The 14,728-nt window shown below is 52.7% G+C and carries 14 protein-coding genes and 2 tRNA genes; 6 read left to right on the plus strand and 10 right to left on the minus strand.

What is annotated here, in order from left to right:
- Positions 1-129: 129 nt before the first annotated feature.
- The 6 genes from HV237_RS05855 (at position 130) to luxS (ending at position 3,914) form a co-directional block, all read left to right on the plus strand.
- A tRNA-Arg gene (locus HV237_RS05855) sits at positions 130-206 on the plus strand.
- 192 nt (positions 207-398) lie between these two features.
- Positions 399-475, plus strand: a tRNA-Arg gene (locus HV237_RS05860).
- 148 nt (positions 476-623) lie between these two features.
- Positions 624-1,190 carry a fructose-1-phosphate/6-phosphogluconate phosphatase gene (gene yqaB / locus HV237_RS05865; protein ID WP_047358813.1) on the plus strand — a complete coding sequence of 189 codons (567 nt, stop codon included), beginning with the start codon at positions 624-626 and terminating at the stop codon, positions 1,188-1,190.
- The gene (locus tag HV237_RS05870; RefSeq protein ID WP_047358814.1) at positions 1,187-1,615 is read left to right on the plus strand and encodes a YqaA family protein; all 429 of its coding nucleotides are present in this window, start codon (positions 1,187-1,189) and stop codon (positions 1,613-1,615) included. The genes yqaB and HV237_RS05870 overlap by 4 nt, the downstream gene beginning before the upstream one ends.
- 77 nt (positions 1,616-1,692) lie before the next feature.
- Positions 1,693-3,249, plus strand: coding sequence for a glutamate--cysteine ligase (gshA, locus tag HV237_RS05875; RefSeq protein WP_016154161.1), 1,557 nt, complete (start codon positions 1,693-1,695; stop codon positions 3,247-3,249).
- A gap of 149 nt (positions 3,250-3,398) precedes the next feature.
- Positions 3,399-3,914: an S-ribosylhomocysteine lyase gene (gene luxS / locus HV237_RS05880; protein ID WP_016154160.1), complete on the plus strand. Its 516-nt coding sequence runs from the start codon at positions 3,399-3,401 to the stop codon at positions 3,912-3,914.
- 141 nt (positions 3,915-4,055) lie between these two features.
- Here the strand turns inward: luxS and emrB are convergent, their stop codons facing one another.
- The 10 genes from emrB to nrdF all read right to left on the minus strand — a co-directional run bounded on the left by emrB (position 4,056) and on the right by nrdF (position 14,722).
- The gene (emrB, locus tag HV237_RS05885) at positions 4,056-5,594 is read right to left on the minus strand and encodes a multidrug efflux MFS transporter permease subunit EmrB (RefSeq protein ID WP_016154159.1); all 1,539 of its coding nucleotides are present in this window, start codon (positions 5,592-5,594) and stop codon (positions 4,056-4,058) included.
- A gap of 16 nt (positions 5,595-5,610) precedes the next feature.
- The gene (gene emrA / locus HV237_RS05890) at positions 5,611-6,783 is read right to left on the minus strand and encodes a multidrug efflux MFS transporter periplasmic adaptor subunit EmrA (RefSeq protein ID WP_047358815.1); all 1,173 of its coding nucleotides are present in this window, start codon (positions 6,781-6,783) and stop codon (positions 5,611-5,613) included.
- Positions 6,784-6,914: 131 nt separating this feature from the next.
- Positions 6,915-7,445: a multidrug efflux transporter EmrAB transcriptional repressor EmrR gene (emrR, locus tag HV237_RS05895; protein ID WP_003037300.1), complete on the minus strand. Its 531-nt coding sequence runs from the start codon at positions 7,443-7,445 to the stop codon at positions 6,915-6,917.
- 90 nt (positions 7,446-7,535) lie between these two features.
- On the minus strand, positions 7,536-7,871 hold the full coding sequence (gene ygaH, locus HV237_RS05900; protein ID WP_016154157.1) for an L-valine transporter subunit YgaH: 336 nt from the start codon (positions 7,869-7,871) through the stop codon (positions 7,536-7,538).
- Positions 7,861-8,598 (minus strand): AzlC family ABC transporter permease, encoded by a 738-nt coding sequence (locus HV237_RS05905; protein ID WP_047358816.1) that lies wholly within the window; start codon positions 8,596-8,598, stop codon positions 7,861-7,863. The genes ygaH and HV237_RS05905 overlap by 11 nt, the downstream gene beginning before the upstream one ends.
- A 122-nt stretch (positions 8,599-8,720) precedes the next feature.
- Entirely contained in the window at positions 8,721-9,905 is a 1,185-nt protein-coding gene (locus HV237_RS05910) for an MFS transporter (protein ID WP_047358817.1), read from the minus strand.
- A 179-nt stretch (positions 9,906-10,084) separates the two neighbouring features.
- Positions 10,085-11,080: a glycine betaine/L-proline ABC transporter substrate-binding protein ProX gene (gene proX, locus HV237_RS05915; protein ID WP_016154154.1), complete on the minus strand. Its 996-nt coding sequence runs from the start codon at positions 11,078-11,080 to the stop codon at positions 10,085-10,087.
- A 68-nt stretch (positions 11,081-11,148) separates the two neighbouring features.
- Positions 11,149-12,213 (minus strand): glycine betaine/L-proline ABC transporter permease ProW, encoded by a 1,065-nt coding sequence (proW, locus tag HV237_RS05920; protein WP_016157302.1) that lies wholly within the window; start codon positions 12,211-12,213, stop codon positions 11,149-11,151.
- Positions 12,206-13,408, minus strand: coding sequence for a glycine betaine/L-proline ABC transporter ATP-binding protein ProV (gene proV / locus HV237_RS05925; RefSeq protein ID WP_016157301.1), 1,203 nt, complete (start codon positions 13,406-13,408; stop codon positions 12,206-12,208). The genes proW and proV overlap by 8 nt, the downstream gene beginning before the upstream one ends.
- A gap of 354 nt (positions 13,409-13,762) precedes the next feature.
- Positions 13,763-14,722 (minus strand): class 1b ribonucleoside-diphosphate reductase subunit beta, encoded by a 960-nt coding sequence (gene nrdF / locus HV237_RS05930; protein ID WP_019077528.1) that lies wholly within the window; start codon positions 14,720-14,722, stop codon positions 13,763-13,765.
- Between the last annotated feature and the right edge of the window lie 6 nt (positions 14,723-14,728).

Genomic DNA, 14,728 nt, shown 5'->3' on the forward strand with positions numbered 1-14,728 from the left:
GAGGATAACGTTGCTTCAGCAACGGCCCACAGGGCGAGGCGCAGCCGAGTAATCCTCCCGGATGCACCATCTCTTACTTGATATCGCTCATTACGATATCAATATCGGCAGTAAAGCAAGTTTCCCGATGCATCCGTAGCTCAGCTGGATAGAGTACTCGGCTACGAACCGAGCGGTCGGAGGTTCGAATCCTCCCGGATGCACCATCTTCTCCGAGATAACAGCAAAACTGTTGTTTCATGGTCTGCGAGATAATCGCGAGCACCAGGGAGGATAACGTTGCTTAAGCAACGGCCCGCAGGGCGAGGCGCAGCCGAGTAATCCTCCCGGATGCACCATCTTACTTGATAGCGCTTTAGCAGCGATATCAAGTCTGCAGTAAAGCAAGTTTCCCTGATGCATCCGTAGCTCAGCTGGATAGAGTACTCGGCTACGAACCGAGCGGTCGGAGGTTCGAATCCTCCCGGATGCACCATCTTCTCCGAGATAACACCCGGATGCACCATCTTCTCTCCTTTGAATCATTTCCACATACTCCCGGAACACCCCTTAATTCGCTGTCAGCGACAAAATCAATCAATTACGATAAAATAACGTCTGGTCATTCGGCTTGTGAGAAGACGATGTACGAACGTTATGCGGGTTTGATTTTTGATATGGATGGCACCATCCTGGATACCGAGCCAACGCACCGTAAGGCGTGGCATGAGGTATTGGGGCATTATGGATTACGTTTTGATGAACAAGCCATGGTCGCCCTCAATGGCTCCCCAACGTGGCGTATTGCCCAGTCGGTAATTGAATTGAATCATGCCGATCTTGACCCTCATGCATTGGCGCGTGAAAAAACCGACAAGGTGAGAAGCATGCTGCTGGATAGCGTCCAGCCTTTGCCATTGGTTGACGTCGTGAAAGCCTGGCATGGTCGTCGTCCTATGTCGGTAGGTACGGGGAGTGAAAGCGCGATTGCGGAAGCTCTGCTCGCACACCTTGGGCTGCGTCGCTATTTTGATGCTGTAGTCGCAGCCGATCACGTACAACACCATAAACCTGCTCCTGATACGTTTTTGCTCTGTGCCGAACGTATGGGTGTTTCTCCGGCGCGCTGTGTCGTATTTGAAGATGCCGATTTTGGGCTGCAGGCGGCGCGTGCCGCAGGAATGGACGCGGTGGATGTCCGGTTATTGTGAGTGATGGACTATCGCTCCTGTCACTGTTTGCCAGCAGTTTTCTCAGCGCTACGCTATTACCCGGCAATTCTGAAGTTGTTTTAGTTGCTTTGCTGGTCTCTGGGGTAAGTCATCCCTGGGTCTTAGTCTTAACAGCAACAATGGGTAATAGCCTTGGAGGGTTAACTAACGTTATCCTTGGGCGTTTCTTTCCATTGCGTAAAACATCGCGCTGGCAAGAAAAAGCCACTGGCTGGCTGCGGCGCTATGGCGCTGTCACACTATTATTAAGCTGGATGCCGGTTGTGGGTGATTTACTGTGCCTGTTAGCTGGATGGATGCGCATCTCGTGGGGTCCAGTACTTTTTTTCTTATGCCTTGGCAAGGCGCTGCGCTATATAGTTGTCGCAGCGGTTACGACGCAAGGCATTATGTGGTGGCACTAATTGTGTTGTGAGATAGCCTTCAGGGTAACCAATACCATTATGCTAATTAAAACGATTTTGACAGGCGGGAGGTCAATTTGATCCCGGACGTATCACAGGCGCTGGCCTGGCTGGAAAACCATCCTCAGGCGTTAAAGGGGATTCAACGTGGGCTGGAGCGCGAAACGCTGCGCGTTAATGCAGATGGGTCATTAGCAACGACAGGCCATCCTGAGGTGTTAGGCTCAGCGCTAACGCATAAATGGATAACCACTGACTTTGCCGAAGCGCTGCTGGAGTTTATCACGCCTCCAGGCGACGACATTGAGAAAATGCTCACGTTCATGCGCGACCTGCATCGGTATACCGCCAGGAACCTGGGCGACGAGCGTATGTGGCCGTTGAGCATGCCTTGCTATATTGCCGAAGGTCAGGATATCGAACTGGCGCAGTACGGTACGTCGAATACTGGTCGTCTGAAAACGCTGTACCGTGAAGGCCTCAAAAACCGTTACGGCGCGTTGATGCAGACTATCTCCGGCGTACACTACAATTTCTCATTGCCGATGGCTTTCTGGCAGGCGAAATGTGGCGTAACGGACGGCGAAGATGCTAAAGAGAAGATCTCCGCGGGTTACTTCCGTCTGATCCGCAACTACTACCGTTTTGGTTGGGTGATCCCGTATCTGTTTGGCGCCTCTCCGGCCATTTGTTCCTCTTTCCTGCAAGGAAAACCGACAACCCTGCCGTTTGAAAAAACCGACTGTGGGATGTATTACCTGCCGTATGCGACGTCGCTGCGTCTGAGTGATTTGGGCTATACCAATAAGTCGCAAAGCAATCTCGGAATTACGTTTAACGATTTGCATGAGTATGTGGCAGGATTAAAGCGCGCGATTAAAACCCCTTCCGAGGAGTACGCGGCGATCGGTCTGGAGAAGGACGGTAAGCGTCTGCAAATCAACAGCAACGTTCTGCAGATTGAAAATGAGCTGTATGCGCCTATTCGCCCGAAACGCGTCACTCGTCGTGGCGAAACGCCTTCTGACGCGCTTCTGCGTGGCGGTATTGAGTACATCGAAGTTCGTTCACTGGATATCAACCCGTTCTCACCGATCGGCGTGGACGAGCAGCAGGTGCGTTTCCTCGATCTGTTTATGGTCTGGTGTGCGCTGGCCGATGCCCCGGAAATGAGCAGCGATGAATTGCTGTGTACGCGTAAAAACTGGAATCGTGTGATTCTCGAAGGTCGTAAGCCTGGGCTGACGTTAGGTATTGGCTGTGAAACAGCCCAGTTCCCGCTGCCTAAGGTAGGGAAAGATCTGTTCCGTGATCTGAAACGCGTGGCACAAACGCTGGACAGCATCGATGGGGGAGAGGAGTATCAAAAGGTCTGTGATGAACTGGTTGCCTGTTTTGACAACCCAGAACTGACTTTCTCTGCCCGCATCCTACGGTCTATGATTGATGAAGGCATTGGCGGCACGGGTAAAGCGCTGGGTGAGGCTTACCGAAATCTGCTGCGTGAAGAGCCGTTAGAAATATTGCAGGAAGCGGAATTTATTGCTGAAACCGAGGCTTCAAAGCGTCGTCAGCAGGAGATCGAAGCGGCTGATACTGAGCCGTTTAGCGTGTGGCTGGAAAAGCACGCTTGATACAAAAGAAAAAGGCCACTCGGGAGTGGCCAAAATTTCATCTCTGAAAACAGGGATGATGATAACAAATGCGCGTCTTTCATATACTCAGACTCGCCCCGGAACAAAGAGTTCAGATTATTTTCAAAAAATTTATCGGAGGTGGCTAAATGCCGTTGTTAGATAGTTTTACTGTCGATCACACCCGGATGGAAGCTCCCGCGGTCCGGGTTGCAAAAACGATGAACACCCCGCATGGCGACGCAATCACCGTGTTTGATCTGCGTTTCTGCATTCCGAACAAAGAAGTGATGCCTGAGAAAGGTATCCACACGCTGGAACACCTGTTTGCAGGTTTTATGCGTAACCATCTCAACGGCAACGGCGTGGAGATTATCGATATCTCTCCGATGGGATGCCGCACTGGCTTTTACATGAGCCTGATTGGTACGCCAGACGAGCAGCGTGTTGCCGACGCGTGGAAAGCGGCGATGGCGGACGTGCTGAAAGTGCAGGATCAAAACCAGATCCCGGAGCTGAACGTTTACCAGTGTGGCACGTATCAGATGCACTCTCTTAGCGAAGCACAGGATATCGCACGTCATATTCTGGAGCATGATGTACGCGTTAACAGCAATGAAGAGCTGGCGCTGCCGAAAGAGAAACTGCAGGAACTGCATATTTAGTCATACTGATTAGTTGTTCCAGTATTTAAATTAACCTCGGCTTATAACCGGGGTTTTTTATTGCCTCCCGTAAACCATCTCCCTGGGAGGTGGTTTACGGGGCAATAAAAAAGGGATCCGCAGATCCCTTTTATCAGATATTTAGTGCGCGCCGCCGCCGCCGCCGCCCGCACCGAAGGGTGGCTTGGCAAACCACACCAGGCCAAGCAAGACCAGGAAGATCCCCGCCGACATCCAGAAGATTTCGTTGGCGGAAATAATCAGCCCCTGATTGGTGATCTGCTGGGCTATCCAGCCTGACGCCTGCTGGTGCGTCATCCCTAAATCCTGCAGCTTATCGTACATTGCCTGCGCGTTTGGATTGTAGGGATTAACGGATTCCGTTAACTGCGCATGGTGAAGTGACTCACGGTTAGTCCACATCGTCGTCGTAATTGATGTGCCAATAGAGCCGGCCAGCGTTCGCGTAAAGTTCGACAAACTTGATGCCGCGGCCAGACGCTCAGGTGGTAAGCCGGACAGCGTGATAGTCGTCAGCGGCATAAAGAAGCAGGCTACCGCGAAACCCTGAATAAACTGTGGCCAGGCCGATGCGCCAAAGTCCATACCTGGTTCGAACGTCCACGCACGCCAGTAGAAACAGACGGCGTACATAATAAAACTGAACGTGACTAACCGACGCATATCAAGCTTGTGCGCGAAGCGGCCGATAATCGGCGATAAGATCACCGGAATCACCCCAACCGGCGCTGACGCCAGACCGGCCCAGGTTGCCGTATAGCCGTATACCTCCTGCAACAGCTGCGGCAGCAGGACGATTGCGCCGAAGTAGAGCATATAGGCCAGACTGATACACAGACAGCCGATGGTAAAGTTGCGCGACTTAAACAGCGAGAGGTCGACAATGGGGTGCTCGTCAGTAAGCTCCCAGACGATCAGGAAGCTGATGGCGACAACGGCGACCACCGTCAGGATGATAATCTCCTGAGAGGCGAACCAGTCCAGCTCTTTGCCGCGGTCGAGCATAATCTGCAAACTGCCGATACCAATGACCAGCAGGGCCAGACCAATGGCATCGATGCGCCGCTGCTCGGTTTTGGTTTCCCGACCGCGCAGGGTTTGCAGAGTCATCAATACCACCGCAGCACCGATTGGCACGTTGATGAAAAATATCCAGCCCCAGTGATAGTTGTCGCTGATATAGCCCCCAAGAATAGGGCCACATATCGGGGCAACAATCACCGTCATCGACCATAGCGCCAGGGCGATGGAACGCTTGGCGGGAGGATAGTTATTCAGCAACAAGCTTTGTGACAGTGGAATTAATGGACCGGCGACAATCCCCTGGATTACGCGGAAGAAAATCAGCATGTTCAGGCTGGTGGACATCCCGCATGCCCATGACGCAATGACGAAGGCGATAGTTGACCACATGAATAGCCTTACTTCGCCAAAACGCTTTGCCAGCCAGCCGGTGATCGGAATCGAGATAGCGTTCGCCACCCCGAATGAGGTGATCACCCAGGTTCCCTGGCTCAGTGAAGAGCCGAGGTTCCCGGCGATAGTGGGGATCGCCACGTTAGCAATGGTGGAGTCCAGCACCTGCATGAATGTCGCCAGGGACAGCGCGATCGTCATAATGACGAGCTGCGCGCCTTCCAGCGGTTTTTGCTGTTGCATCACACGCACCTTTGAATTAGCCCGCGTTGGCCTGCACGATCTCTTCGATCATCTTATTGACCGGAGCAAGGTTGATTTCCCGTGCATTACTTTCTGATACCGGCGTGGTGCGAACCTGGCTTGCCAGAATTTGTCCGTCACGATTTGAGGTATCTACCTTAACCAGCGTAGATAAACCGATACGCAGCGGATGCTGCGCCAGCTGCTGTGCATCCAGTTCAATACGCACCGGCAGACGCTGGACGACTTTGATCCAGTTACCCGTTGCGTTTTGTGCTGGCAGCAGGGAAAAGGCGCTGCCCGTACCCATATCCAGCCCGACAACCTTACCGGTATATTTCACGTCATCGCCGTAAATATCGCTGATAACGGTCGCCGGTTGACCGATACGCATGTGCGCGAGCTGTGTTTCTTTGAAGTTGGCATCCACCCACAGGTTAGTGGCTGGAACGACCGCCATCAGCGGCGTGGTCGGGCTAATTTGCGCACCCGGCTGCACGGAACGACGGGAAACATAGCCAGTCATTGGGCTGACGATTCGGGTTCGTTCCAGCGCCAGCCAGGCATTGCGCACTTCAGTGGCCGCCTGTTGCACGGCGGGCTGGTCTTCCAGCTTACTGCCGAGAATCATCGCCTGGTTGGCATTATATTGTTGGATAGCGACATCAAGCTGAGCCTGAGCGCTGGCGACGGCATCACGCGCATGTTGCAGCTCTTCGCGGCCAATCAGGTTGGCGTTGCCCAGCGGGACACGGCGATTAAAGTCGCTTTGTGCCTGCGCCAGCGCGGTTCTCTGCACTTCAATGCTTGCCTGTAACTGCTTGCTATTGATCATCAACTGGTGCGTCTGACGCACGCTGGAAGCCAGCGCAGTTTTGGCTTTTTCAAATGCCTGCTTTGCGTCCGTCTGGTCGAGGGTGACCAGCACATCGCCTTGTTTTACAAAGTCAGTGTTATCAGCCCAGACTTTCGTCACGCTGCCTGATACCTGCGCCATGATTTGAACCTGGTTCCCTGCCACGTACGCATCGTCTGTCTCTTCGACATGACGCAGTACTAAAAACCAATAAATCCCATATGCCACGGCAATAATAATAAAGAGCAAGGTCAGAAGAAGCAGCATACTTTTACGTTTGCCATTCTTCTTGACCGGTTGCTGCGGGGTTTGAGTCTCCGCATTTACGCTCATGTTGTTCTCCACGATCTTCTTTTTTTTTCACATCGGCTGAGCCGACCTGTTTATCAGACAGGCCAGCAGTATGCGTGCTGGCCTGTCGGTTTTTTCATTTATAAATCTGGATTTCTGAGCGAGTCGGCGCGTTAGCGCAACGCTTCTAATACCGCGCCATCCTGTTCCATCTGGTCAAGACGGGTCAGAAGTTTACGGGTAATTTGCTCAAGCTGATCTTTTTCGGTGGTGCTGAGAGATGACCAAAGCTGATGCAGGCAGTTATGCTGAGGCGGTAACACCTCTTGCAAAAATGCGTGGCCTTTCTCGGTCAATTGCAGATGCAGACAGCGGCGATCGTTATCGCTTTCGCGACGTTCGATCCAGCCACGTTTTTCTAACTCATCCGCAATGCGGGTTGCGTTAGTGCGTGACGAGCCAAGCGCGCAACTCAGTTCAGAAGGCTGAATACTGTGGTTTTCCTGAGACTCCAGCGTAATCAACGCCATAAACAATGTCTCGTTAATCCCTTGAGCTTTCAGCATCTTATTGCGGTTTTCCAGCAGCTTGCCCTGCATGTGCATGCATAGACGAGTCAGAAGCACTTCCTGATAAGGGAACTCTTCGTAGCGGCTGGCGCGAAATTTTAGCATTTGTTCAATGGGCGTAAACGAACTATCCATTTGGGTATAACCTCATTAATTTCAGCCGATATAGTAACGACAGTGACAAATAAAGTAAATGTATTATTTATTTAAAATGATTGTTTTTATCTATAAGACAATCAGCATTTTCCAGGCTAATCCATAGCCCAGAGCACTCAGTAAGGTTGGAATGATGATGCTGCGGGTCTTATAGAAGCTTGCGCCCAGTATGACAAACCCCACCAGCGTAGGCACGAACCGACGAGAATCGTGCATCACTTCTGGCGCGGTAGACACCACCAACAGGGCGCAAATTGATGCAATGCCAATGGTGTCGAGTAATATGCCCGTCGCGCCGCGCTTCGTCGGGCGAACATTCCCCACTCCAAGACGGAGCGGCAAATAACGAAAACAGTAGTTAACGCAGCCGACCAACAGGCCAAGCAGCAGGACCTCATAGCTCATCGGGACCTCCCTGCCAAAATGACTGGATAAGAGCCGTCAGACATCCGCAGACAATGCCTGCAAGGATGGCGGCAGGAATGGAAAACAGCATGACGCCAGCCAGCGCGCCGGTCAGTGCTGCAGTCACGCAGAGTGCTTGTTGACGCTGGAAAGAGGCGAGCAGGAAGCTCATGAACAGCGCCGGGAGCATGAAGCCCAACGCCGCTTCAACTGCCGGGTAATCCTTGAGTAAACCACTGCCGGAAAACGCGCCGATCACCGTGCCAAACACCCAGGAGGCCCAGGAGCATAGCGCAATGCCGATCATCCAGTTTTCACTCCAGCGCCGGTTATCCCGTACCAGCTTCGCGGTGGCGGCGGCAAAGACTTCATCGGTGAGGCCAAAGGCCCACAGCGCGCTTTTGGGTTTGCTCAGTCGCTGGGCGATTCGGCTACGCAGGGAAGGTCCGTACAAAACATGGCGTACATCCATGGCCATGACGGTCAGTGCGGCGACCCACAAAGAACTGCCTGCGGCGAGCATTGTGGTGATGACAAACTGGCTGGCTCCCGCATAGATAATGCAGGAGAAAAACACGCTTTCAACCGGAGTAAAGCCAAGGCGAGTGGCATTGAGACCAAATGCAAAAGCGACCGGAATATAGCTGATGACTATTGGCAGGCTGTCTTTGAATCCTTCAGTTAGCGTCGCAGAACTGGGTTCAGACTGGGATATCGGGCTTTCCATAGGGTTATAGGTTTCATTACCGAAATTAATATAACTTGGTTCAATGAGTTATAACCTTAGCAGACTGATGGGCTCCTTAACACCCTGCGGAGCCCAATCAGCGGTAAACATACGCTATATGCTTAATTTACGGCTTCCTGACGGTGATATCCTCGCCACCAGACCAACAGGTTGAGTAGGGCAACGGTCGTACCGGCCAGACAAACGCCAGCCCAACCGGCATGCTGCCAGGCGGAGGCCGAAATCAGCGAACCTGCCGCCCCGCCAATAAAATAGCTGGTCATGTATCCGGCGGTCAGGCGATTACGCGCGTCCGGATGAATGCGATAGATAACCGTCTGGTTGGTGATATGCACGCCCTGAACGGTGAGGTCCAGGACCAGGATACCGATAATCAGCATTGGTACGGAACTATGCCCTAACCAGATAGCCCACCAGGAGAGCAGCAGTAATAACAGACCTGTGGTCGTGGTGAGATGTGATTTTCCCTTATCGGCAAAACCACCTGCCGGACGCGCGCCTAACGCCCCTGCGGCCCCTGCCAGGCCAAACAGCCCGATCGTTCCTTCGGAGTAGTTAAACGGCGGCGCGGCGAGCAAAAACGCCATAGAGGTCCAGAGAATACTGAAATTGGCAAAGGTCAGGCAGCCCAGCATCGCGCGGGTACGCAGCAATTTATCATGGATAAACAGGCTGAATACGGAGCCTAACAGTTGCGGATAGTTGAGATGAGTATCTGATTTCATCTTCGGCAGACCGCGCCACAGCGCAATCGCCATCAGCGCCATTAATATCGATGCGACCCAAAATACGGTGCGCCAGCCGCCAAGATTGGCCAGTAATCCCGCCACGGTGCGCGCCAGCAGGATACCCAGCAGCAGGCCGCTCATAATGGTGCCGACAACTTTACCGCGCTTATCCGGCGTGGCAAGCGTCGCCGCCAGCGGAACCAGAATCTGTGCCACTACCGAGAATAATCCGGTAAGGGCGGTGCCGAGGATCAGCATGCCCAGCGACTGGCTGCTGGCGGTAATAAGCATGCCGCCTGCCGCTAACAGCGTCATGGAGACGATCAGCATCCGACGTTCAAACATATCGCCAAGCGGTACTAAAAACAGCAGGCCGGCGGCATAGCCGAGCTGGGCCGCGGTGACGATAAAGCCAGCGGTACTGGCCGATAGCGAAAAGTTACGTGCGATGGTGTCGAGCAGCGGCTGCGCGTAATAGTTACTGGCGACGGCGAGGCCGGTGGCGATAGACATTAACAGGATCAGCGAAGGGCTAAGTCCCTGAGTGGTTTTCGTCATGGTTTTCAACTGAAAAATGGGTTGCAGAAAACAATCATAACGTAAGTGATTAAATGTTGCTGATTTGTTGGGTGATGGATTGTGCGGTTGGGAGGAGGGCGTGTAGGCCGGATAAGGCGCATCGCGCCACCATCCGGCATTGGTGTGATGGCGCTACGCTTATCAGACCTATGAGGGGGTTATTTCTGCGCAGCCAGCGCTTCTTTCACCCAGCCATCAAACTGTTGCTGGTGGGCTTTGATCCAGCCGTCGACGTGACCCTGCACGTCGGCTTCAGATGCTTTCCCGTCGTGCATCATCGCGTTCTGCGCGTTGATATCCGCCAGCGGCAGCTTCATGACGGCAAACAGTTTCGCCGCAGCCGGGTTTTTCTCCGCCCAGGCTTTGTTGGCGACGATATGCATAGTGTTCACCGGGAAGCCGTAGTTGGCGCCGTTTGGCAGCTTGGTATCAATGTCTTTCTGCTCGCCTGGCAGGGAAGAGAACGGCACCTGCAGCCAGACCACATCTTTACCCGGTTTCATAACGTCGCTCACCCAGTACGGTGTCCAGGTGTAGTAAAGAATGGGTTTGCCTTCTTTAAAGCGGGTAATAGTGTCAGCCATCATCGCCGCATAGTTACCGTGGCTGACCTCGACGGTTTTTTCCAGATCGAAGGCTTTGTTCTGGTGGTTGATCACCGCTTCGCAGCCCCAGCCCGGCGAGCAGCCCATCATGTCTGCTTTTCCGTCGCCGTTGGTGTCAAAGATTTTGGCGATCTTCGGATCTTTTAACTGGGCAATGTTGGTGATTTTATACTGCTCAGCGGTTTTTTTATCGATCAGATAACCTTGCGCGGCACCCGTAACGAATACCCCCTCGCGATAGAACTTTTTGTCTCCGCCCGCTGCGGCATACATATCATCATGCAACGGCTGCCAGTTCACAGCGGTAAAAGTTGCATCGCCAGAGGCAATGGAGGTATAGCCGACGTTGTAGTCAACTTCGCTTGTTTTGTTAACGGTATAACCCAGTTTCTCCAGCGCACGGGCGACCAGTTGCGTCTGGAAGGATTCTTCAGAGATAGTGCTCTGGATTGGCTGTACAGTGATGCCTTTGCCTGGCAGATCGGCAGCGAAAGTGCTGGTGGAGACAAGGGTGGCAAACGCTGTGGCAATAATGACGTTCTGTCGCATCGTTGTTCCTTAATTATTGGAGGGACGTATAGGCCCGGTAAGCAATGCGCCACCGGGCAACGGGTGAATTACTTCGTGAATGGGCGAGTGATAAGCCCAACGGGACCGGTGGTGTACCAGCGACGGTTGCCACGGCTACGGGCGTCGCGACCGACAGCCTGCGTCAGGCGGTCGAGAATGATGGCGAGGATCACGATCCCAACCCCGCCGACGGTGGCAAGCCCCATATCCAGACGACCGATTCCGCGCAGAACCATCTGACCCAGTCCGCCGACGGCGATCATCGACGCGATGACGACCATTGAGAGCGCCAGCATCAGCGTCTGGTTGACCCCGGCCATAATGGTAGGCATCGCCAGCGGGAGCTGCACTTTAAACAGCATCTGGCGCGGGCTGGCGCCAAATGAGCGCGAGGCTTCAATCAAGTCGGCAGGCACCTGGTTAATCCCCAGAATGGTCAGACGCACGATTGGCGGCAGGGCGAAGATAATCGTCACCACCACGCCCGGGACGTTGCCGATACCAAACAGCATGACGATCGGCACCAGATAGACGAACGCCGGTGTGGTTTGCATGGCGTCCAGCAGCGGACGAACAATTTTTGCCGCCCGTGGACTGCGCGCCAACCAGATCCCCATCGGTAGACCGATCACCACGCAGAACAGCAGCGCGGTTAGTACCAGCGCCAGGGTGATCATGGCCTGCGACCACGCGCCGATGGCCCCGATTGCAATCAATGAAATCAGCGTAGCAACGCCCATTCCAACGCCAGAAATCTGCCAGGCAATCAGAGCGAACAGGATAATCGCCACCGGGGCAGGCATACCCAACAGAAGCTGCTGGAAGCCGTTGAGAATATAATCTACCGGGACTCGAATGCCCTGGAAGACCGGACGGAAATGGGTAACGACCCAGTCGATCCCTTCTGTGACCCAGCTATCCAGCGGGATCAGCGTTTTATGGAACGGATCCATAATATTGAAATGCTCTGGCGCCGGCGCGGGTGCGCTGGTCAGCCAGTCTGCGCCACCGCCGTCAGCTGGCGCACCTGATGGCGTACTCCAGGCATCGGCGGTTTGTGCGGCACTGTCGGCCGCTGGTGTGGTATCCCACGGATTGGTTTGATCAGCCATTGTTTGCCCCCTCACGATCTAAAGCCTGTAACAGCATGCGTTTTGAAATGATGCCCACATACTGTTGTTCCTCATCAACAACCGGCACCGCGCACGGGGCCTGGCCGACATGAGAAAGCAACTCGCTGAGAGGAGTTTGTGCATCCACGGCTAGCGGCTCATCGATCAATGCCGCTTCAATACCTTGCGCCTGACTTAATGCTGTTTTTAAAGAGTCGATAGAGACAACGCCGACGAATTTATTGCCGCGCTCGATCACGTAACCATATTCGCGATCTTTGTCCTGCAATAATTGCAGCGCTGAACGTGGACCGACCCCGGGCGTTTTACGAATTAAACCTTCAGGGCTACGACGTGAAATATCTTTGGCACTAAAGACCTGGCTAATATCAACGCCGCGGAAGAAGGTGCGTACATAATCATTGGCCGGATTATTCAGGATTTCATCTGGCGTGCCGACCTGGACCACTTCACCGTTTTGCATAATGGCAATTCTGTCGCCAATACGCATAGCTTCGTCGAGATCGTGGGAAATAAAGACCACGGTACGTTGATGTTTCGCCTGTAGTTTTACCAGTTCATCCTGCATCTCGGTACGAATTAACGGATCGAGGGCAGAAAAGGCCTCATCCATTAATAAGATGTCAGGGTTTATGGCTAATGCACGGGCGAGGCCCACACGCTGGCGCATCCCTCCGGAAAGTTCATCCGGGTATCCGTGAGCATAATTCTCCAGACCAACCTGACGCAGCGCATCTAACGCTTTTTCACGACGTTCATCCGCGCCAACACCGGCTAATTCCATGCCGAATGCCGTATTGTCCAGGACCGTCATGTGCGGCATCAGGGCAAAGGACTGGAAAACCATCGCAATCTTTTTTCTGCGCACCTCGCGAAGCTCAGCATCGGATATCCGGGCGATGTCTACGCCGTCAATCAATACTTGCCCGCGGGTGGGTTCAATCAGGCGATTGAGAAGGCGTACCATTGTGGATTTACCCGAACCGGATAATCCCATGATGACAAATATCTCGCCTTCTTCAATGGCCAGACTGGCGTTCTTAACGCCAAGCGATAGCCCTGTTTTATCCAGAATCTGCTCTTTTGAAAGTCCTTTTTCAATATATTTGAAAGCTCTCTGCGGATGCTCTCCAAATATCTTATAGAGATTTTTAACTTCTAATTTAATTGCCATGCAATAGAATGATTCCTGTTATTTGTTTATATCGATATATTACCTGATGGAAATAGTGACCTTTTTCTACCCTAACATACTGAGAATCTGAGACAACCCTGAATTTGTTTGTGGCACGAATATTGCCGAAGGCCATGTGGCGGGACTTCCCGTGATATAAGGGCTGAGCGCGAATGTGAATGGGGTAATATTTTTTGTAAATGGCAATGAAAAGTCGCCTGAATTGCTGAAATGCAGGCGAATAATGCGGCTGATATTGAGTGTAGATCACACAATTATATTTGCACGACAAAAGTGTGATCCTGTTAAAATATTTCCGCGAAAAATGTACGGTATTTCCCGCGGAAATGAGTGCTAGAAATTCCAGTCGTCGTCTTCGGTTTCGACAGCTTTTCCCATCACGTATGATGAGCCGGAACCCGAGAAGAAATCGTGGTTTTCGTCAGCGTTGGGCGACAGCGCGGCAAGGATTGCCGGGTTAACCTCCGCCATTTCTGGCGGAAATAATGCCTCATACCCCAAATTCATTAATGCCTTATTGGCGTTGTAGCAAAGGAAGGCTTTGACGTCATCCACCCAGCCGGTTTCTGCATACAATTCTTCCGTATAACGCGCTTCGTTATCATACAATTCCATCAGCAGGTCGAGGGCAAAATTCTTTAACTCCTCGCGTGCGGATTCAGAAATGTGCTCCAGACCTTTTTGATATTTATAACCAATGTAATACCCGTGAACGGCTTCATCACGAATGATCAGACGAATGAGATCGGCGGTATTGGTCAGTTTTCCGCGGCTGGAGAAATACATTGGCAACCAGAAGCCGGAATAGAACAGGAAGGATTCCAGAAACACGCTGGCAATTTTTTTCTTCAACGGTTCGTCGCTGGCGTAATGTGTCAAAACGATCTGCGCCTTGCGCTGGAGTGGGGTATTTTCTTCACTCCACGCGTAAGCCGCATCCACGTCTTTGGTCTGGCAAAGAGTGGAGAAAATTGAGCTGTACGAACGGGCGTGCACCGCTTCCATAAAGCTGATATTCGATAGCACCGCCTCTTCATGCGGCGTTAACGAATCGGCCATCAATGCTGGCGCACCGGCTATGTTCTGAATGGTGTCGAGCAGCGTCAGCCCGGTAAAAACGCGGATAGTCAGCTGCTGTTCGGCGGCGTTCAACGTTTGCCAGGCCGGGATATCGTTGGAGAGCGGGACCTTTTCCGGTAACCAGAAGTTACTGGTCAGGCGATTCCAAACCTCGAGATCTTTATCATCCTCAATCTTGTTCCAGTTGATGGCACTCACGCGGGATAATGTCATGTTGTC

Origin of the sequence: Citrobacter sp. RHBSTW-00570, from assembly GCF_013739755.1 — a bacterium.
GTDB classification, from domain to species: Bacteria; Pseudomonadota; Gammaproteobacteria; order Enterobacterales; family Enterobacteriaceae; genus Citrobacter; species Citrobacter braakii.